Source organism: Corallococcus sp. AB038B, from assembly GCF_003668955.1.
In the GTDB taxonomy this organism is placed as follows: Bacteria; Myxococcota; Myxococcia; order Myxococcales; family Myxococcaceae; genus Corallococcus; species Corallococcus exiguus.
In genome coordinates this window covers 90,029-108,865 of sequence record NZ_RAWO01000003.1, presented here as the reverse complement: position 1 = coordinate 108,865, position 18,837 = coordinate 90,029, and the positions used below count along the sequence as shown (strand labels likewise).

Below are 18,837 nucleotides of genomic sequence, written 5' to 3'. Positions count from 1 at the left end.
CGGACGGTCTCCTGTGTCTTCCCGTGAAACGAACGGGCCCGCGAAAGGGTCTATTGCCCTGGAGGGCATGAGACTCCGGGGCCATGTTTTCGCCCGGACAGCCGGTGCGCACCTTCCGGGCATGGCTCAGCTGGCCGAGTACGGACGCAGGCGGCCGTTCATGCCCCGGCGCCGCGAGGGCAGCGGCATCATGGACCTGCTCCTGGGGCGCCCGCTCACCAGCGCCCAGGCGATGCAGGAGAAGACGGGCGTCCTCACCGGCGTGGCCCTGCTCGGGCTGGATGCGCTGTCCTCCACCGCGTACGGCCCGGAGGCCGCGCTCACAGTGCTGCGCCCGCTGGGGGCCTCGGGGTTGTGGCTGCTCTTCCCCATCACCGCCGCCATCGTCGGGCTCTTGATGATCGTCGCGAGCTCATACGCGCAGACCATCGCCGCGTATCCCAGCGGTGGCGGCGCGTACACCGTGGCGAAGCAGAACCTGGGGCGGGGCGCGGGGCTGCTCGCGGCGACGGCGCTGATGCTGGACTACCTGCTCAACGTGGCGGTGGGCATCTCCGCCGGAACGGGCGCGCTGGTGTCCGCGTTCCCCGCCTTGCGGCCCCACACGCTGCCCATCACCCTGGGCATCCTGGCGCTGCTCACCCTGGTGAACCTGCGCGGCGTCAGCGAGGCGGGCGCCGTGTTCGTCGTGCCCACGTGGTTCTTCATCACCTCGTTGAGCGTGGTGCTGGCCGTGGGCCTCTTCAAGCTGGCCACCGGTGACGCGATGCCCGTGCAGCAGCCGCCGCCGCTGGCTGTGCCCACCGCGTCCCTGGGCGCGTGGCTGGTGATTCGCGCCTTCGCCAGCGGATGCACGGCGATGACGGGCGTGGAGGCCATCAGCAACGCCGTGCCCATCTTCCGCGACCCGTCCATCCGCCGGGCGCGCACCACGCTGGGCATCATCGTGGGCGTCCTGGTGACGATGCTGCTGGGCATCGCGCTCCTGTGCCGGGCGTACGGCGTGGGCGCCACGGACCCCGACGGCGCGAACTACCAGACGGTGCTGTCGCAGCTCATCGCGGCGGTGATGGGGCGCGGCGTCTTCTACTACGTGGCCATGGCCGCCATCCTCTGCGTGCTCGCGCTGTCCGCGAACACCAGCTACGCGGGCTTCCCGCTCGTCTGCCAGGTGCTGGCGCGCGAGCGCTACCTGCCACCGGGCTTCGCCCACCGGGGACGGAGGCTCGCCCTGTCGCGCGGCATCCTCACCCTGTCCACGCTCGCGGCCGTGCTGCTCATCGTGTGCAAGGGCATCACGGACCGGCTGATTCCCTTGTTCGCCATTGGCGCGCTGATGGCCTTCACCTTGTCCCAGGCCGGCATGGTGGTGCACTGGAGCCGGCACCGGGAGGAGGAGGGCTGGCGGTGGCGCCGGGCCCTCAACGGCGCGGGAGCGGTGATGACGGCGCTCACGCTGTGCATCGTGGGCGTGTCCAAGTTCGTGCACGGCGGCTGGGCCGCGTTCGTCCTCGTGCCACTGGGCCTGCTGGTGCTGTCTCGCGTCCACGCCGCGTACACGCGCACGCGGCAGGTGACGGAGCTGAAGCGGCCCGTGCTCCTCATGCCCGCGTCGCCGATTGTCGCCGTGGTGCCGGTGGACCGCTGGTCCCACGCGTCGGAGACGGCGCTGCGCTTCGCGCTGACGCTGAGTGATGACGTGCGCGCGGTGCACATCTGCAGTGGCGACACCGACGAGGCGGCGCTGGACGCCCAGTGGCAGCGCTTCGTCCAGGCGCCGCTCCAGGAGGCCGGGCGAAACCCTCCGCCGCTCGTGCACGTGGGGTCGCCGTACCGCGCGCTGGTGTGGCCGCTGATGGACTACCTGGACGCGCTGCTCGAGGAGGTGCCGGGCGGCACCGTGGCCATGGTGCTGCCGGAGCTGCTGGAGAAGCGCTGGTACCGGGCCATGCTCTACGGCCGCCGCTCGGAGTTGCTCCGCAGCGCGCTGCTGCTGTCCGGCGAGCGGCGCCTGGTGGTGGTCAGCGTGCCCTGGTACATGCGCACGCAAGCGCACCCGGCGCCGCACTCCGCCTGGGGCGACCCCGCCCACCCCGGAGACAGCGGGTAGGGCGGAAGCGCCGTCGACGTCACTCCTGCTCGTCCTGCTTCGTCAGGCCCCAGTCCTTCAGGCGCTTGAAGAGGGTGGAGCGCGCGAGGCCCAGCTCCCGCGCCACGCGCTCGCGGTTGTTGTTGAAGCGTCGCAGCGCGGTTTCGATGATCTGCCGCTCCAGCTTCTCCAGCATCTGCTCCAGCGTCATGCCCGGCGGCAGCTCCGGCACGGTGATGCCCGTCTCGCGGTTGACCTCCTGGTCGAAGGACAGGTCGCTCGCGTCGATGGACGGGCCCTTGCGCAACAGCAACGCGCGGTGCACCACGTTGCGCAGCTCGCGGATGTTGCCCGGCCACGCGTGCTGCTGGAGCCGGTCCAACGCGGCCGGCGTGAAGCGCACCGTCTGTCCGCGCGGGGCGAACGCGCGCATGAAGTGCTCCGCCAGCGCCACCACGTCTCCCCGGCGGCTGCGCAGGGGCGGCAGGTGCAGGGGCACGACGCACAGGCGGTAGTAGAGGTCCTCGCGGAAGCGGCCCTCGCGCGCCGCCGCCAGCAGGTCGCGGTTGGTGGCCGCCACCACGCGCACGTCCACGTGCAGCGGGCGGCTGGCGCCCACGCGCTTGATTTCACCGCTCTCCAGCGCGCGCAGCAGCTTCGCCTGGAGGTCCAGGGGCAGCTCGCCAATCTCGTCCAGGAACAGGGTGCCGCCGTCCGCCTCCTCGAAGGCGCCCTTGCGCGCGCCCACGGAGCCCGTGAACGCGCCCTTCTCGTGGCCGAACAGCTCGCTCTCGATCAGCTCCTTGGAGATGGCGGCGCAGTTGACCGGGATGAGTGGCCGGTTCGCGCGCGGCGAGCACGCGTGCAGCGCGTTCGCCACCAGCTCCTTGCCCGTGCCGGACTCGCCCAGGATGGTGACGGCCGCGGTGGACGGCGCCACGCGCTGGATGAGGTCCGTGAGCTGCCGCACGGACGGGTCGTTCCCGAGGATGCCGTGGAAGGCCTGCGCCTCCTTCTTGGCCGCGGGCACGGTCTCCAGAATCAGCTCGGCTTCGCCCACGCGCAGCGTGGTGGGCAGCGTCACCTCCGCCTCGAAGATGCGCACCGGCCCCAGCCAGGTGCCGTTGGTGGAGCGCAGGTCCACGACGTGGAAGACGCCTTCCTGGCGAGTCACCTTGAGGTGCCGGCCGGAGATGAACCGGTCCTGGAGCACCAGGTCGTTGCCCGCGTCCTTGCCCACCGTGAAGCTGTCGCCGGTGAGCCGGTGCACGGCCTCCGAGCCGCCCTGCTTCACGCGCAGCTGCGCGGCCTGCCAGCGCTGCGAGTCGCGGCCCTGCACGGCGGTGGCGCTGCCGGCCTCCGTGGCCGCGTCCGCGTCGTCGCTGGCGCCGTGCTGGCGGAACACCGCGCGCCACTGGCCCAGCTCGATGTCCGCGCCGTCCGGCAGGTCCGCGCGCTCCACCATCGCGCCCGCGACCTTCGTGCCCTTGCCGGACAGGTCCTCCACGCGGCACTTCTGGCCGTCCCACAGGAGGGCCACCTGCTGGCGGCTCACCTCTGGATCCGGAATGGCCACGTCGCTGGAGTCGCCCCGGCCGAGCACCACCCGCGCCCGGTCCACCGCCACCCGCAGCACTTCCTCGCCTCGACGGAAGAACACCAGCTCCGGCATTACGAACTCTCTCCCACGCCCGGACACCCCAGGGCCGCGCGCAGCGCTTTACACGGCGCGTGCGCGGGCATCAACCAGGGGCCAGGAAGGAGCCGGCGACGGGTGGGGGAGGGCCGGAACCGACCCTGCCCGTCACCCCTCCTGCATGCGACCTACCGCTTGGGACCGAAGCGGGGGCTGCTCACCATGCCGGTGAGCCGGCCGCCGCGCCAACCCGGGTTGTCCCGGTCCTGCGGCAGCATGTTCACCGCGAGCGCCAGGGGGCCCAGCCGCTGCTGGAAGGCCTGCTCGAACTTCAGCCGCACGTCGAGCCCCAGCTCGCTGTACTCCAGCCGGCGGCCCAGCTTCAGCGTGCCGCTGCCAGTGCCCTCCAGGTCCTCGCTCTTGAGGTTCAGGTCGCGCACCGTGCCCATGCCCTTGTCAAACTGGACGTCGCCCTTCAGCTCGCCCAGCACCACGCGCGGCAGCTCCATGGGCATGGCGGGCCCGCCGCCCATGGGGATGGCCGCCTTGCCGCCCTTGATGGTGAGCCCCTGGGTGTCCAGCGCCACCGTGCCGGACGCCTGGGACCAGTCCACCGGCTGGCCGCGAATCATGGTTCCAGGCGCCGTGAGCGCGAGCTTCGCGTTGAGGGTGCCTTCCATGTCCACGCCCGTGTATGCCGGCAGGTTGCCGCCGCCGGCCTGCACGCCGTCCACGTCCACGTTCAGCGACGTGCTGCTCATGCCGCCCACGTGGATGTTCACCGTGCCGCCCATGCCCTTCATCTTCACCACCACGCCGACCGGGAAGAGGGACGGGCGCAGGGCCACGCTGTCGAAGATGAGCGGCTGGCCCAATTCGTCAGGACCCAGCCCGCCGGACTCGCCCCGGGCGAGCGCCGCCACGGACTCAGAACCCAGCGGCGTGGGCGGCTTGCTCAGGCGCACGTTGGTGGCGGTGACGCCGGACAGGCCGGGACGCAGGCTGTCCATGCGCACCGCCAGCCCGTGGGCCGCGGCCTCCGTCACCAGCCGCGAGCGGACCGCGTCGTACGGGAAGGTGAGCAGCAGGCAGAGGATGAACGCCACCACCGCGAAGGCGGTGTAGCCCAGGACGAGCTTCCAGCGGGCGATCTTGGATTCAGTGGCCATGGGCTATTGCTTCATCCGGTAGGTGGCGACGGTCGTCCACGCCGTCAGGGTGTCCGTGGCGGGCCGGGGCTCCACGCGCAGGTACTTCACCTTCACGATGCCCGGGCCCGTCTCCACCGTGCGCAGGAAGTCCGTCAGCTTGCGCAGGTCCACGTCCGTGAAGGTCAGCTCCACGGAGCTTTCGATGATCTTCCCGTCGCCCACGCCCACGTCGCCCTTGGGCGTCATGTTGGGGACGGTGAGGCCCGCGGCGGTGGCCTTGTCCTCAATGTATGTAATCAGCCGCACGTTGCTCTGGGTGAGCTGCTGCTCCACGTTCTGCCGGTCCGCCTGCGCCTGGCCGTAGCTGGTCGCCAGCGCCTGCACCTCCTGCAGCTTCGCCAGCTTGTCCTGCGTGCGCCGGCGGTAGCCCTGCGCGCTGTTGGCGAAGCTGAAGAGGGTGACGAAGAGCACGAACACCAGCACCGCGGAGCTGGCCAGCGCCACGAGCTTGCGCTCGCGGTCGGAGAGCCGCTCGAACCAGGTCTGGAGGGGCGCGAAGAGTTCTCGAAGCTTTCCCATGTCAGGTCTCTCCCGCCGGCTTCTCGCCGGGGCACTGCACCTGCACGTCCAGGCGGAAGGTCACCTTCTGCCCGTCACGCGTCTTCTCCACCTTGCCCTCCTTCACGTCCTTGAAGCAGCGGTGGCCCTTCAAGGCGGCGGAGAGCGTGTCGATCTGCTTGGAGCTGTCCGTCTCTCCCTGGAGCATGATGCGGTCCAGGTCCACCTGGATGCGGTCGAACTTCACCGGCACCTCCGGCGGGACGCGCTGGGTGACCTCCGCCAGCAGGTTCACCGCGGACATCGCGGGCAGCGCCGCGGCGGGGCTCTCCACTCCCTTGAGCATGTTCAGCGCGCGGTCGTAGTTCGTCTCGCAGGTGCCCAGGATGCGCTGGGTCGTCTTGCAGAGCACCGCGTCCACCTCCGCCTCGCGCCGCGCCAGGACGGTATTGCGCACGACGCCGAAGGCGATGAGCAAGAGCAGCAGCGTCACCGCGAAGGACGCCAGCAGGCCCAGCCGGTCCTTCACGTAGTCGTAGCCGCCCTTGAAGGAGAACTCACCCCGGCGCAGGTTGAAGCGCGGCGCCTTCACCCCGGCCGCGTTGCCGCGCATGGCCAGCGCGTACGCCTGCGCCGCGGACGGCGTCTCCTTGGGGCCAATCGCCGCGGCCGCGTCCACCGGGAGCGCCAGCACGCGCACCGGCAGGTTCAGGTCCTTGGACAGCTGCTCGGCCAGGCCCGGCATCCGCGCGGTGCCACCGCACAGCACCACCGCGGAGACCTGCTGGCGGGCGCGCGCGGCGTAAGCCTTGAAGGACGGGCGCAGCTCGCGCAGCACCGGCTGCATGCCGCGAACGAAGGCGTTCGCGGCGCGCTCGGCGTCCGGTCCCTGCGCGGCGCTGGCCATGGCTCCGTGCGTTTCCTTCCACGCGTGGGCCTCCGGAACCGTCGTCTGGAACTCCGTGGCCAGGGCGCGCGTCAGGTCGCGCCCGCCGCCCGCGAAGGTGCGCGCGAACTCCACGCCCTTGCCCGGGTGGCCAATGGCCACCGCCGTGCGCTCGTGGCCGATGTCCACCACCGCCACCGGGCCGCCTTCACTCATGCCCTCGAAGAGCCCGGGCAGCTGGGTGAAGAGGTTCTGGTACGCGAGCCCCGGGTGGGTGATGACGCGAGGATCCACCTGGAGGCCGCCCAGCATCGCCAGCAGCGACTGGAGCTCCTCCTTCCTCACCACGCCCACCAGCAGGTCCGCGGCCTTCTCCTTGCCGCCGGTGTCCTTCTGGCCGACCACCTGGTAGTCGTAGACGACCTCCGAGATGTCGAACGGCAGCTGGCTGCCCACTTCGAAGGGCAGCGTCGCCTCCACGCGCTTGCTGTCGGAGAAGGGCAGGCTCACCGCGTGCGTGGTGAGGGACGGGCCGGGCAGGGCGATGACGACCTGGTCCACGTGCCCCTGCGGCATCTTCCCGAGCAGCTCCTCCACCGCGGCGCGCAGCGTCTCCGTGCGCTCGCCTTCCTGCGCGCGGCGCACTTCCGCGTAGGCCTGGGTGGTGTTGCTTTTCGTCCCGGAGGTGAGGACCACCCCCTTCACGGAGTGGCTGCCCAGGTCCAGGCCAAGAATGCGGGCCATGCTATTCCTCTCTGTAATACACGAGCTTGCCCAGCCCGTCGTCCAGGCGGATGACGGCGGTGAGCGTCTTCTGGACGCTGCCCGCTTCTCCCACGGACTTGATGGTGAACGTCTTGCTCTTGTCGCCCAGGTAGCGGTTCTGCTGGACGTTGCCTTTGATCAGCGGGTTGACCGCGATGCCCGCCTGCTCCACCACGCCCAGGAAGTCCGACACCGACATGCCGAAGAAGTTGAACATGCGCGCGGCGCGGATGCGGCTGATGAGCTCGTTGAGGAACACCGGATCCGTCAGGCGCGGGTCCGGCCGGTTGGGGTCCGCGGCGGACATGATGGCCAGCCCCAGCATGATGGGGTCGTCGGTGTTGATGTTCGGCTTGGAGTTGATGTCCGGGTACACCGTGAGCCGGTCGCGGAAGGCCGCCATGAAGCGGTCGTTGATGCCATGCACGCGGTACAGCTCGTCCAGGCTGTCGAAGCGCGCGTTCTTGACCTCATAGCGCGGTTCGTAGCGGCTGTACGGTGAACCCTCGTCCGCGAAGCCGGAGACGAAGGGGTTGGTGGGGTCGTTGCGGTTGAAGGTGGACTGGGTGGTGTCCTCGTCCGACCAGTCCTTCAGCGCGATGACGGTGTCCTGCGGCGTGGAGCGCACGTGGTTGGCGTCGTCCTGCTGCCAGAGGAACTCGAAGCGCTTGTCCGCGAACATGTCCGCCATGCGCAGCGCGGTGGCCTGGGCCTCCGCGCCGCCGGTGTTCAGGCGCATGACGTTGAGCTTCTCCTCTTCGTCGCTGATGGTCGCGAGGAAGCAGCCCTCGAAGCCGCCGAAGGAGCGCCGCTGCATCTGCGCCGCCATCTGCGTGGCCGCGCCCGCGTTCTCCCCGTCCTCGCCCTCCATCTGGAAGTTGGAGTCCGCCTGCAGGGGCTCCGTCTCAATGGGGCGGCCGCTCGCGTCCTCCGCGCCGTCGCTCTTCACCAGGCCCTTGAGCATGTGGCAGTCCACCCGCGCCAGCTTCCAGAGCTGGAGGTTGAGCGACTGCGGCTGGAACGCGTTGGCGCCGCCCGCGCCGTTGGCGCCGCCGCCCATGAGTCCGCCCAGGAGGCTCGCGGGGTTGGGGATGGGCGTCTGGTCCACCTGCTTCTGGAAGCGCAGCAGGAGCCGCCCCAGCGACAGGCCGGAGCGGGCCATGTAGTAGGCGCGCACTTCGTCGCGCTGGTTGGCGGCGAGCTGCAGGTCCACGCGGGTGTTGTAGGCGAACTCCGTGGCCACCACCGTGAGCAGCGTGATGGACACGAGCGCGATGATGAGCGCCACGCCGCGCGAGCGACGGTGCTTGCGCTCCGCGGGCGAGCGCACTGGCGCCGGAGCCTGGGGGACGGCCGTCCGCGCCTTGCCGCGCCGGCGGGACGCCTGCTGGAAGTAGGGGAAGGCCATCAGTTGAACCTCGGCAGGGTCGTGTTGAGCACGATGCGCGCCTGCGTGGTGTAGCGCGCCTCCTTGCCCGACTCATCCAGTGCGATGACGGTGATGCGCACGCGCGTGGGGAGGATGTCCTTTTTCTCCGTGCGCCGCGTGTCCCATTCGTCGTCCCACTCCTTCTTTTCGGAATCCCAGTAGGCGAACTCCACGCTCTTGACGCCCTCGAAGAGGACGTCCGTGGTGCCGCCCCGGTCCATGCGGTCCCCCACGTTGGGGTCCACCCGCCGCTTCAGGTCCTGCCGCTGCCGGGCGCCGCGCTCGGAGGAGTTCTCCACGAAGTACTCCACCACCGCCTGGTCGGACTCCTTCACGTCCGTGTACAGGCGCTGGTGCGCGAACGTCGTGAAGGTCAGCTTTTCGCGCTCGCCAATGAAGTTGGTGGGCCGGTCGTTCTGGTCGCGGAAGCGCCGCAAGTCATAGCGGTCGCTCACGAACGCGGAGCCAATCTCCCGCGCCATGCGGTTGAGCGACACGCGCACCATGCGGTAGCGCTCAGCCTCGCCCTCCACGACCTCCTTGGCGTTGATGCCCGTCTGGAAGGCCAGGGCGACGACGGTGCCCATGAGCGCGGTGATGCCCACCGCGACCATGACCTCCATGAGGGTGAAGCCACGCATGCGGCGCTTCATCGGATGCTCCCTCCGCGAGGCAGGCTGGGCAGGTTCGGCATGCCACCCCGGCCGCCGAAGATGCCGCCGCCGCCGGGCGCGCGCGGGTTGACACCGGTGTTGCCGTTGCCGCCGCCCGTGTTGCCGTTCATCTGGTCGAGCACGGCCTTCCGGTTGACCAGCGGCTCGCGCGTGTTCGGGTCCAGCATCTGCCCGTTGGGGCCGGGGATGGGGTTGTCCACCACCTGTCCCGTGCGCGGGTTCACCCACTGGTTCTCCGCGCCCGCCGTGCTGCCCGCGTTGGGCGTGAAGCCGCCGTTGCGGTCGCCGCCGGGCCCCAGGGACACGACGTGCGTCACCACGTCCACGCTCTCCACCTGGGTGCCTTCCTTCCAGTACACGGTGAGGTGCACCTCGCGGACGGACTTGGTGAGCTGGTCCACCATCTGCGTGAACATGGGCTGCGCCATGCTCATGGCGGACGCGCCCAGGGGGCTGGCGCCGGTGGTGCCGCCAGGAGGCGTGCCGCCCTTGCTGTCACCGCCGCCGCCACCGAAGAGGCTGGCCAGGCCACCCAGCGGGTCGCCGGAGTCGCCGCCGCCCATGGGCAGGTTGAAGATGGCGCCAATGAGCTGATCCGGCGTCACGCCGTCCGTCTTGGGCGCGATGATGCGGGCGCGCCACTTGAACTGGGGCCAGCCCTCGTCGGAGAAGTCGCCGGACTGCTCGTCGTCGTCCTGTTCGAAGCCGTCGTCGTAGAGCTTCTGCTCCAGGTCCGTCATCTTCGAGCGGGACAGGAGCGCCGCCACGGTGAGCCGCTTGGTGTAGACGTGGTTCGCCACCGCGCCGGAGTTGAGGTCGAAGATGGCCATCAGCGCGACGCTGAGGATGGCCATGGCCACCATCGTCTCCAGCAGGGTGAAGCCTGAGTGCCTTCGCTGTGGGGTCGTCATGAGCGGGGCACCTCCAGGGCCTCGGATGCGATGAACACCTTGCCTGTCAGGGGTGACACGTCCAGCGTCCAGGCGTTGTCACCCTGGCGCAGGAAGACCATGGCCTTCTCCGTGTAGCCCTGCGGGAAGAAGTAGAGATAGGCCACGCCGCTCTCCACCGGCTCGCGCTGCTGCCGCGTCCACACCGACACCGCCACGCCCGCCGGGAGCTGCTTGGGGGAGATTTCTTCCGCGGTGTACGCGGAGAAGGTGGACTGGGACTCGATGCGGTTCTTCTCCTCGTCCATCAGCTCCTGCGCGGACGGCTGCGAGCCCTCCGAGCGCGTGTAGTTCTTGCGCGAGTCCCCGCCGTTGTTGCCGTCCTTCCGGGCGCGCTCGCGGTCGCGCGCTTCGTCGCGGAGCGCCGAGTCCCGGTCGCGCGAGGTGGTGACGCCGCCCGCGGCGCATTCGGCGTGGTAGCGCGTGGGCTCTTCACGCTTCGGGTCGGGGATTTCGAACACCAGCCGGCACGTCTTGCCGCTGAGCGCCGCCGAGTCGTAGAGCGAGCGGATGACGCCCGCGAGCTCCGTGGCGCTGCCCTTCGCCTTCGCGCCGGTGATGGCGCCAATGCCAAGGGTCACCGCGGCGAACATCACCGCCGCGATGGCCAGCGCGATGGAGATCTCAATCAGCGTGAGGCCGCGCGGGGCGCGACGGCGGCGGGCGGGAGCAGGGGACATGGCCGGCTTCAAGGCTGCACCTCCTGTGCCACGATGCCGCCGCTGAAGAGGTCCGCGGCCTCGCCCTTGCCACCGGGCTTGCCGTCCGAGCCCAGCGACAGCACGGCACCCGACTTGCCCTCCATGCGGTAGACGTACGGGTGGCCCCACGGGTCGAGCGGCGTGCTGTCCAGCACCTTGGAGGCGATGAGCGGCGCGAAGCCTTCCGCCTGCGTGGGGAAGGAGCCCATCAGCCGGTGGTAGGCCTTGAAGAAGCCCTCCAGCCGGCGGATCTGCTCGCGCGCCTGTCGCTGGGTGGGCGTGAGCGAGTTGTCCTCGGTGACCCACACCAGCGTGAACGCGAGCAGGGTGGCGAGAGCGAAGACGCCCAGCAGCAGCAGGCGGCCCGTCCGCTGCGAGCGGGCGCGAGCCTGACCGCTGGAAACGGCTCGCGCCTCGCGCGCGGACGTCGGGGAGGAAGTGTGCTCGGGAGTCATCACGGGCATTCCTACGACAACACGCGGGAGGCGCGGCTTTGCTTCAGGAAAACGCCCGTTACTGCCGGGCGTTCTGGTCCTTGGAGGAGATGTCGGCGTCGGAGCCCTCGCCGCCCGGGTTGCCGTCGGCACCGTAGCTGCTGATGACCGGCTTGCCGCCCTCGTTCATGTACACGTACTCGCGGCCCCAGGGGTCCAGCGGCATGCGCTCCAGGTTGTTGGTGTCCACCAGCGCCTTGAGGCCCGTGGCGGTGTCCGGGTAGGAGCCCTTCTTCGTGTAGTAGAGCTTCATCGCGCTCTGGATGTTGCGGATGTCCAGCTTCGCGGTGTCCTGCTTGGCCTCTTCCAGCTTCGGGATGACGGCCACGCCCACCGCCGCCGCGATGAGCCCGAGGATGGTGATGACCACCATGATCTCGATGAGGGTCATGCCGCGGTTCTTGCGGCGCTGCTGCTTCTTCGCGTTCGTCGTCGTCATGTCGTCCTCACCTTCGGGTGACTTTCTGGCAAGCCACCGCGCAATGGGTGTGTCGGGATGTCAGAGGCGTTGATTCAGGGCGTGCCCGCGCTGGAGGCGGCGGGCGGGTCGCGGTGGACGTAGAGGGTGGCCCCCACCGTCGCCAGCGTGGCGGCCAGGGCCAGAAGCCCCGTCAGCGTGGCGCGCTGGATCCATCGGTCGAGCGTGTCGTTCATCGCGAGGCTCCCTCCACCTAATGGATGGCCGTGTTCACCTGCAGAATCGGCATCAGGATGGAGAGCGCTACGAATGCAATCATCACGCCCATCACCACGATGAGCATGGGCTCCAGGAGGCTGGTGAGCGCGCCGATGCGCACGTTCACCTGCGTCTCATAGGAGTCCGCCACCGACAGCAGCATGTCCTCCAGCTGCCCTGATTTCTCACCGATGGCGACCATGTGGTACACGAGCGGCGGGAACTGGCCGGACCGCTTGAGGGGCGTGGCGATGCTTTCGCCCTCGCGGATGGACTCGCGGGCGTTCTCCACCGCGTCCGCCAGCACCGAGTTCGTCATCACCGCCTTGACGATGTCCAGCGCGGCCAGCATGGGCACGCCGCTCTTGAGCAGCGTGGACAGCGTGCGCGCGAAGCGGGAGATGGCCAGCAGGCGCACCAGGCTGCCGAAGATGGGCGCCTTGAGCGTGAAGCGGTCCCACTTGGGCTTGCCCTTGGGGCTCTTCGTCCAGCGCATGAAGAAGATGAAGCCCGCCACCATGGCCGGAATCACCAGGAACCACCACGCCTGCATGAAGTTGGACGCGGCGATGAGGATGCGCGTGTTCAGGGGCAGCGTGGCCTTCATCGTCTCGAAGATCTTCGTGACCTTCGGGACGACGAACACCATCAGCAGCACCAGGATGCCGCCGCCCACCAGCATCATGATGGCGGGGTAGAGCATGGTGCCGATGATCTTCTGCTGCAGCTTGGCCTGGTTCTCCGTGAAGTCCGCCAGGCGCAGCAGCACGGTGTCCAGCGCGCCGGAGGCCTCACCCGCGCGCACCATGTTGATGTAGATGCTGGGGAAGATCTTGGGGTGCTGGCTGAACGCGTCCGCCAGGGACGAGCCTTCGTTCACGCGCTGCTTGATGTCGGAGAGGGCGCGCTTGAGGCGCTCCTTCTCCGCCTGGTCCACCAGCGCGTTGAGCGAGTCCACGATGGTGACGCCCGCGCCCAGCAGGGTCGCGAGCTGGCGGGTGAGGATGGCGACGTCCTCGGTGCTGACCCGGCCGCTGGCCAGCTTGCGAAGGTCCACGTCGCGCGCCACGAGCGACGCGTTGGCGCCCTTGGACACGCCCGCGCGGCTTCCCTCCGCCTGCCCGAGCACGTCGGTCAGGAAGATGCCGTCGGCGCGCAGCTTGGAGCGCAGCGTCTTGGGCGAGTCCGCCTCCAGCAAGCCCTTCCTCTGCTTGCCGTGGGAATCAAGGCCTCTGTATTCGAAGACGGGCATGGCGGACTAGATGTCCTCCTGCGTGATGCTCAGCACTTCGGCGATGGTCGTCTCGCCCAGGGCGATCTTCCGCACGCCGTCGTCCAGCAGCGTCGTCATGCCCTTGGCCAGGGCGGACTTCTTGATGGTGGATGCGTCCACGTTCTTGAGCACCAGCTGGCGCACGTCGTCGTCCACGAAGAGGAACTCGTAGATGCCGGAGCGGCCGCGGTAGCCGTTGCGGTTGCAGGACGGGCAACCCGTCGCGCGGTAGATGCGGTCCGTGTTGAACTTCGCCTTGAAGCTGGCGAGCGTGAAGCCCAGCTCCTTCAGGTCCTCGTCCGTGGGCGTGTAGGCCTGCCGGCAGTCCGGGCACACGCGGCGCACGAGGCGCTGGGCGAGGATGCCGGTGAGCGACGACGCCACGAGGAAGGGCTGCACGCCCATGTCCACGAGTCGCGTCACGGCGCCGGCCGCGTCGTTGGTGTGCACCGTGGAGAGCACCAGGTGGCCCGTGAGGGACGCCTGGATGGCGATCTCCGCCGTCTCCTTGTCGCGAATCTCACCGACCATGATGACGTCGGGGTCCTGGCGGAGGAAGGAGCGCAGGCCCTGCGCGAACGTGAGGCCAATCTTCGGGGCGATGGCCATCTGGCCAATGCCCTTGAGCTGGTACTCGACCGGGTCCTCGACGGTGAGGATGTTGAGGTCGGAGGTGTTGATCTTGGAGAGCGCGCCGTAGAGCGTCGTCGTCTTTCCGGAGCCCGTGGGGCCCGTCACCAGGACGATGCCGTGCGAGCGCTTGATGACGGCCTGCATGTTGCCCAGCACCTGCGGGCTCATGCCGATCTCCGCCAGGTCCAGCAGCGTCGCCGTCTTGTCGAGCAGACGCATGACGATGCGCTCGCCGAAGGACGTGGGCGTGGTGGACAGACGGATGTCGATGTCGCGGCCCGCGAGCTTGATGCGGATGCGGCCGTCCTGCGGCAGGCGCTTCTCCGCGATGTTGAGCTGCCCCATCACCTTCACGCGCGCGATGATGGAGTTCTGGTAGCGCTTGGGCGGCTTGATGACCTCCTGGAGCACGCCGTCGATGCGGAAGCGCACCAGGAGCTCGCGCTCCATGGGCTCGATGTGGATGTCGCTCGCGCGCTCCTTGGCGGCGCGGAAGAGCACGGAGTTCACCAGCCGGATGACGGGCGCTTCATCGTCCGCGTCCAGCAGGTCCTTGGGCTCCTCCAGCTCGTGCGCCAGCGAGTCCAGGTCCTCCGTGGTCTCCATCTCGTCCACGAGCGCTTCCGCCTCGTTGACGGAGCGGTCGTACACGCTGTTGATGGTGTCCACGATGGTGGAGGCGAGCGCGATGCGCGGCTGGATGCCCTGGCCCAGCAGCAGGCGCGCATGGTCCAACGCCGTCGTGTCCAGCGGATCCGCCACCGCGAGCACCACTTCGTCCCCCTCCACGGAGAGCGGGAGCAGCTGCGTCTGGCGGGCGAAGTTGATGGGGATGCGCTTGACCAGGTCCGCGTCCACCTCCTCCGCGAAGATGCGCTGGAGGTAGGGCAGGTCCAGCTGGTGGCCCAGGGCGCGAGCGACGTCCTCTTCGCTGACCGCCTTCATGCCCACCAGGACTTCACCCAGCCGCCCGCCCTTCTCCTGCTGGGTGGCGAGCGCCTCTTGAATCTTCTCCGGGGTGAGGGCGGGCACGAGCGCGCGGAGGATCTCCCCGATGGGCCGGCCACAGAGGTACGCGAGCCCATGGCCCACGACCTGGGTGGCGTCATTGCGGCCGCCGGACACGTCGGGCGTCGCGGTGGAGCCTTGAGAGGTGGTGGTGTCGGCGGTCAGGTCCATGGCTGTTACTCCCCGTCTCCCGGCTGGATGCGCAGCCGCTCGGCGTCCGCGTCCGGGCTGGGCGCGATCACCTCGGGCTGTGGCGCGGGGACTGATCTCTCCGAACCCTCCGGAGGCGCCTCTAAATTTCGTGGTGCCTGGTCGCCCTCGGGGGCGGGTGCGGCACCTTCTTGCGGAGCAGGCGCTTCCCCGCCCGGCCGCGCGGGGGACGGCGCGCCGCCGGGAGCCGGGGAGCCAGCCGGGCGGATGACCCGCTCGTTGGTCGTGCCGCTGCCGCCATTCTCCACCCGCTGCTCTTCCTTGATGACGGACTGGTTCATGCGCGACAGGGGACCGGGCTTGCGGCTGAAGTCCACCGCGACGTCATAGCCGGGGACCTGGCCGTAGAACTGCTCCACGAACTGCTGCCGCTCCTTCATCTTGCGCTCGAAGATGCGACGGAAGTCCTCCTGGCCGCGGATGATGTAGGGCGTGAGGAAGAGCAGCAGGTTCGTCTTCGTCTTGCGGCGCGTGGTGTCGCGGAACAGGTGGCCCAGCAGGGGGATGTCACCCAGCACCGGCACCTTGGAGACGGACTCCAGCGTGCGGTCCTGCATGATGCCGCCAATCACCACCGTCTCCATGTCCTTGGCGATGACCGTCGTCTTCGCGCTGCGCTTGGACGTCGTGGGGCCGAGGACGGGGTCCGTGGAGGCGATCTCTTCCGTCTGCTCCGTGATGACGAGGCGGATGAAGTCGCTCTCGTTGATCTGAGGCTTGACGGTGAGCTTGAGCTCCACGTTCTGGCGCGTGATGGGTGCGTACAGCGACCCCAGGCCGCCCAGCGAACCCAGGAGCGAGGCCTGCACGCCGTTGGTGCCGGTGCCCGTGCCGCCGAGCGAGCTGCCCAGCGCGGACGGGGTGAAGCCGGACTGGAAGGGCACGTTCTGGCCCACCGTGATTTCGGCCTCCTCGTTGTCGCTGGTGAGCAGGTGCGGCGTGGACAGCACGTTCACGTCGGACGACTGCTGCATGGCGTTGAGCACCACGCCGAAGGCCGGGATGTCGATGCCCAGGTTCTTGAGCCCGGGCAGGACGGGGCCCTGGATGCCGGCGAGGAAGCCGCCCATGCCGGCCAGGTTCGCAAGGGAGAAGGACGGGGGCACGCCGCCGCCGGAGTAGTTGGTGCCCAGGATGCCGGGGATGGCGCCGTCATCCGTCTTGAGGCTGAAGCCCTGGTGGAAGTTGATGCCGAACTCGCTGTTGCGGTCCAGGTTCACTTCCATGATCACCGCCTCCACGAACACCTGGCGGCGCGGCTGATCCAGCTGCTGGATGATCTGGACGATGTTCTTGTAGTCCCCCTGGCTGGCGACGATGACCAGCGAGTTGGTGCCCTTGTCCGCGGAAATCTTCACCTCGCCGCTGAACAGCTCCGCGGCCTGGGCGGGCGCGCGCGGCAGGCCCTGCGGCACGTTGGGGATGGGGGCGCGCTGGGGGCGGTTGGCGGTGCCCTGCGCGAGCGACTGGAGCGTGCTGGCCAGCTCTTCCGAGTTGGCGTTCTCCAGCGGGTAGACGTTGATCTTGTTGCCGCTGCCGGACGGGATGTCCACCTCGCGCACCAGGTCCTGGATGCGGCCGAAGGCGGCGGGGCTGGCCACGATGATGAGCTTGTTGGTGCGCTCGTCCGGGATGATCTGCGACAGCGTGACGGCGCCGCCCGACTCCGTGCCGCCGGTGACACCTTCCGCGCCGGGAGGAGGCTGGCCCGGCTGGCCCTGCGTGAAGTTGCCGGGGCGCTGGCCCGCGCGGCCGCCCGCGCCGGCCTTGGCTTCAAAGAGCTTCTGGATGGTGTTGGCCACGTCCTGCGCGGTGGCGTACTGCACCTGGATGATGCGCATCTCGTCGCTGGAGGAGCGGCTGTCCAGCTGATTGATCAGGCGCTCCAGGCGGTGGATGTTGGAGCCCACGTCGTTGATGATGATGGTGTCCGGCGGGTACGGGATGGTGTCGCCGTCCTTGGACACGAGCTGCTGGAGGACGCCGCGCAGCGGCTCCACCTCCACGTACTTGATCTTGAACAGCTTGGTGACCATCTGCTCGTTCGTCGTGTACGGGGTGTCCTCGTCCACGATGGTCGGGATGGGGTTCTGCTTCGCCGAGCGCTTGTCGACGATCTTCAGGAAGCGGCCGTACGGGTAGACGGCCAGGCCGTTCGCGTCGAGCGCGGCGAGGAACGCGGAGTAGAACGAGTCCGCGTCCACCTCCACGCGGCCGTTCTCCGGACCGATGATGGAGATCTTCCCGCGCACGTTCTCAGGGAGGATGAACGTGCGGCAGGTGGCGTCCGACACGGTCTGGACGAGCTTCTCGATGTCCACCTTGTCGAAGTAGATGCCGTAGCGCGCGTTGCGCCGGGCCTGCTCGCACGTGGGCGTCTGGCGGGGGCCCTGGTTCTCGGCGGGCGCGGCGCTGGCTCCGCCCTGCGGGGTGATGGTTCGGTCGCGTTCACCCTGGGCCTCGCGAGCGGGGGCCGGGGCCGGGGTACCGGGCTGTGTAGGACGGCGCTGGGCCCACGCGGGAACGGAGAGCGCGAGGCACAGGCAGAGCATCCAGGACGGGAGCGTCGTCTTCATGGAGGAGCGGGCGCTTTGACGGGGGTGTTTAACGGACGTTGTAGGATTTGCGGATCGGCGCGCCGTTGCGCTCGATCTCGATCTCGATACGGGAGGAGTCCTTCAGCTTCGAGTAGATCTCCAGCGCCTTCTCAGGGCTGTTCATGTCGAAGCCGTTGATGCGGCGGATGACGTCACCGTTCTGGACGCCGATCTTCGAATAGATGCTGTCCGGGCGGATGGAGAACAGCTTGAAGCCCACCGCCTGGCCGTCCTTGAAGGCCGGCACGATGCGCGCCTGCATCGCCACGTCGTTGAGGTTGCTCAACGTCTTGTCGATTTCGGCCTTGGGGACTTCGTACTCGTTCTCACCCGTGGACTTGATGCCGTTGCCCAGGTTGTTGGTCGGGGTGGCGGTGGGGGCCACGGGCGGCGGGGTGTAGGCGGCGACGGCGCCGTCACCGGGCTGCCCGTCGATGAACTCGCGGCGGCCGTTGTTGTTGATGATCACGCGCTCGCGTTCGATCTCCATGACGGTGGCGCCCATCAGGTCGTTGCCGATCATGTAGGTCTGCGAACGCTGCGTGTTCATGTCCTGGATGGACGCGAAGGACCAGTCCGGGTTGCCCGCGACGAGCGTGCCCAGCAGCTTCACGCGCAGGCCGCTCTTGGCTGGCGGGGCGTTGGCGTCGAAATCCGGCCTCGTGGTCGGCTCCTTCACCGCGACCTCTTCCGCGGGGAGCTTCACGCCGGTGAGCCGCGACAGGCGCTCCGCGTCGATGGTGGCAAGGCCGCTGTCCGCGGCGTGGGTGCGCTGCGCGACGCGGGCGGGAGCCTCGGACGCGGGCGCGGGGGAGATGGAGGATTCGACGAACAGGTTCACCGTGCGCGCCGCCAGCAGGGCGACGAGCAGGATGAACAACAGGTTCACGCTCCAGAAGTACTTGCGAAAGAAGAGTTCCATCACGCTTCCGGGAGAAAGCCAGCCCCAGATGGGACCTTGAGCAAGGCAGGTGCCATCGCTGGGCGGGCGTCAAACCCACGACTTACGGCCAAGTCCTTGAAATTATTTCGGAATAGGACGGGCCCCCGACCAAGGGGACAGCCGGGACAGGACGTCCGGACAAATTGTCAAAAGCGGGCGGGGGC

16 protein-coding genes are annotated in these 18,837 nt (G+C 68.9%); 1 reads left to right on the top strand and 15 read right to left on the bottom strand.

The window, feature by feature from the left end:
• Positions 1–160 precede the first annotated feature (160 nt).
• On the top strand, positions 161–2,110 hold the full coding sequence (locus D7Y04_RS16755; protein WP_121760244.1) for an APC family permease: 1,950 nt from the start codon (positions 161–163) through the stop codon (positions 2,108–2,110).
• A gap of 19 nt (positions 2,111–2,129) precedes the next feature.
• On the opposite strand, the gene D7Y04_RS16750 is transcribed toward D7Y04_RS16755, so the two are convergent.
• From D7Y04_RS16750 to gspC, 15 genes are all read right to left on the bottom strand, one after another.
• Positions 2,130–3,761 carry a sigma 54-interacting transcriptional regulator gene (locus tag D7Y04_RS16750; RefSeq protein WP_120595281.1) on the bottom strand — a complete coding sequence of 544 codons (1,632 nt, stop codon included), beginning with the start codon at positions 3,759–3,761 and terminating at the stop codon, positions 2,130–2,132.
• Between the two features lie 152 nt (positions 3,762–3,913).
• Complete coding sequence (gene gspN, locus D7Y04_RS16745) at positions 3,914–4,894, bottom strand: type II secretion system protein GspN (RefSeq protein ID WP_120595280.1); 981 nt, start codon at positions 4,892–4,894, stop codon at positions 3,914–3,916.
• A 3-nt stretch (positions 4,895–4,897) separates the two neighbouring features.
• Positions 4,898–5,455, bottom strand: a complete 558-nt coding sequence (gspM, locus tag D7Y04_RS16740) for a type II secretion system protein GspM (RefSeq protein WP_120563376.1) — start codon at positions 5,453–5,455, stop codon at positions 4,898–4,900.
• Between the two features lies 1 nt (position 5,456).
• A complete protein-coding gene (pilM, locus tag D7Y04_RS16735; protein ID WP_121759970.1) occupies positions 5,457–7,064 on the bottom strand; it encodes a pilus assembly protein PilM in 1,608 nt (535 codons plus the stop codon).
• A 1-nt stretch (position 7,065) separates the two neighbouring features.
• Positions 7,066–8,493, bottom strand: coding sequence for a general secretion pathway protein GspK (locus D7Y04_RS16730; RefSeq protein WP_121759969.1), 1,428 nt, complete (start codon positions 8,491–8,493; stop codon positions 7,066–7,068).
• Entirely contained in the window at positions 8,493–9,167 is a 675-nt protein-coding gene (locus D7Y04_RS16725; RefSeq protein WP_120595277.1) for a type II secretion system protein GspJ, read from the bottom strand. Before D7Y04_RS16725 ends, D7Y04_RS16730 begins: the two co-directional genes overlap by 1 nt.
• Positions 9,164–10,099, bottom strand: a complete 936-nt coding sequence (locus tag D7Y04_RS16720) for a prepilin-type N-terminal cleavage/methylation domain-containing protein (RefSeq protein WP_121759968.1) — start codon at positions 10,097–10,099, stop codon at positions 9,164–9,166. The genes D7Y04_RS16725 and D7Y04_RS16720 overlap by 4 nt, the downstream gene beginning before the upstream one ends.
• Entirely contained in the window at positions 10,096–10,818 is a 723-nt protein-coding gene (locus D7Y04_RS16715; protein ID WP_121759967.1) for a Tfp pilus assembly protein FimT/FimU, read from the bottom strand. Before D7Y04_RS16715 ends, D7Y04_RS16720 begins: the two co-directional genes overlap by 4 nt.
• An 8-nt stretch (positions 10,819–10,826) precedes the next feature.
• Positions 10,827–11,294, bottom strand: a complete 468-nt coding sequence (locus D7Y04_RS16710; RefSeq protein WP_121759966.1) for a type II secretion system protein GspG — start codon at positions 11,292–11,294, stop codon at positions 10,827–10,829.
• Positions 11,295–11,352: 58 nt separating this feature from the next.
• Positions 11,353–11,772: a type II secretion system major pseudopilin GspG gene (gspG, locus tag D7Y04_RS16705; protein ID WP_120595274.1), complete on the bottom strand. Its 420-nt coding sequence runs from the start codon at positions 11,770–11,772 to the stop codon at positions 11,353–11,355.
• Positions 11,773–11,846: 74 nt separating this feature from the next.
• Positions 11,847–11,987 carry a hypothetical protein gene (locus tag D7Y04_RS45130; RefSeq protein ID WP_167548361.1) on the bottom strand — a complete coding sequence of 47 codons (141 nt, stop codon included), beginning with the start codon at positions 11,985–11,987 and terminating at the stop codon, positions 11,847–11,849.
• 17 nt (positions 11,988–12,004) lie between these two features.
• Positions 12,005–13,261, bottom strand: coding sequence for a type II secretion system inner membrane protein GspF (gene gspF, locus D7Y04_RS16700; protein ID WP_120595273.1), 1,257 nt, complete (start codon positions 13,259–13,261; stop codon positions 12,005–12,007).
• 6 nt (positions 13,262–13,267) lie between these two features.
• Positions 13,268–15,094 carry a type II secretion system ATPase GspE gene (gspE, locus tag D7Y04_RS16695; protein ID WP_120595272.1) on the bottom strand — a complete coding sequence of 609 codons (1,827 nt, stop codon included), beginning with the start codon at positions 15,092–15,094 and terminating at the stop codon, positions 13,268–13,270.
• A 5-nt stretch (positions 15,095–15,099) separates the two neighbouring features.
• Positions 15,100–17,709, bottom strand: coding sequence for a type II secretion system secretin GspD (gene gspD / locus D7Y04_RS16690; protein WP_121759965.1), 2,610 nt, complete (start codon positions 17,707–17,709; stop codon positions 15,100–15,102).
• Between the two features lie 28 nt (positions 17,710–17,737).
• Positions 17,738–18,652 carry a type II secretion system protein GspC gene (gene gspC / locus D7Y04_RS16685; protein ID WP_199749682.1) on the bottom strand — a complete coding sequence of 305 codons (915 nt, stop codon included), beginning with the start codon at positions 18,650–18,652 and terminating at the stop codon, positions 17,738–17,740.
• Between the last annotated feature and the right edge of the window lie 185 nt (positions 18,653–18,837).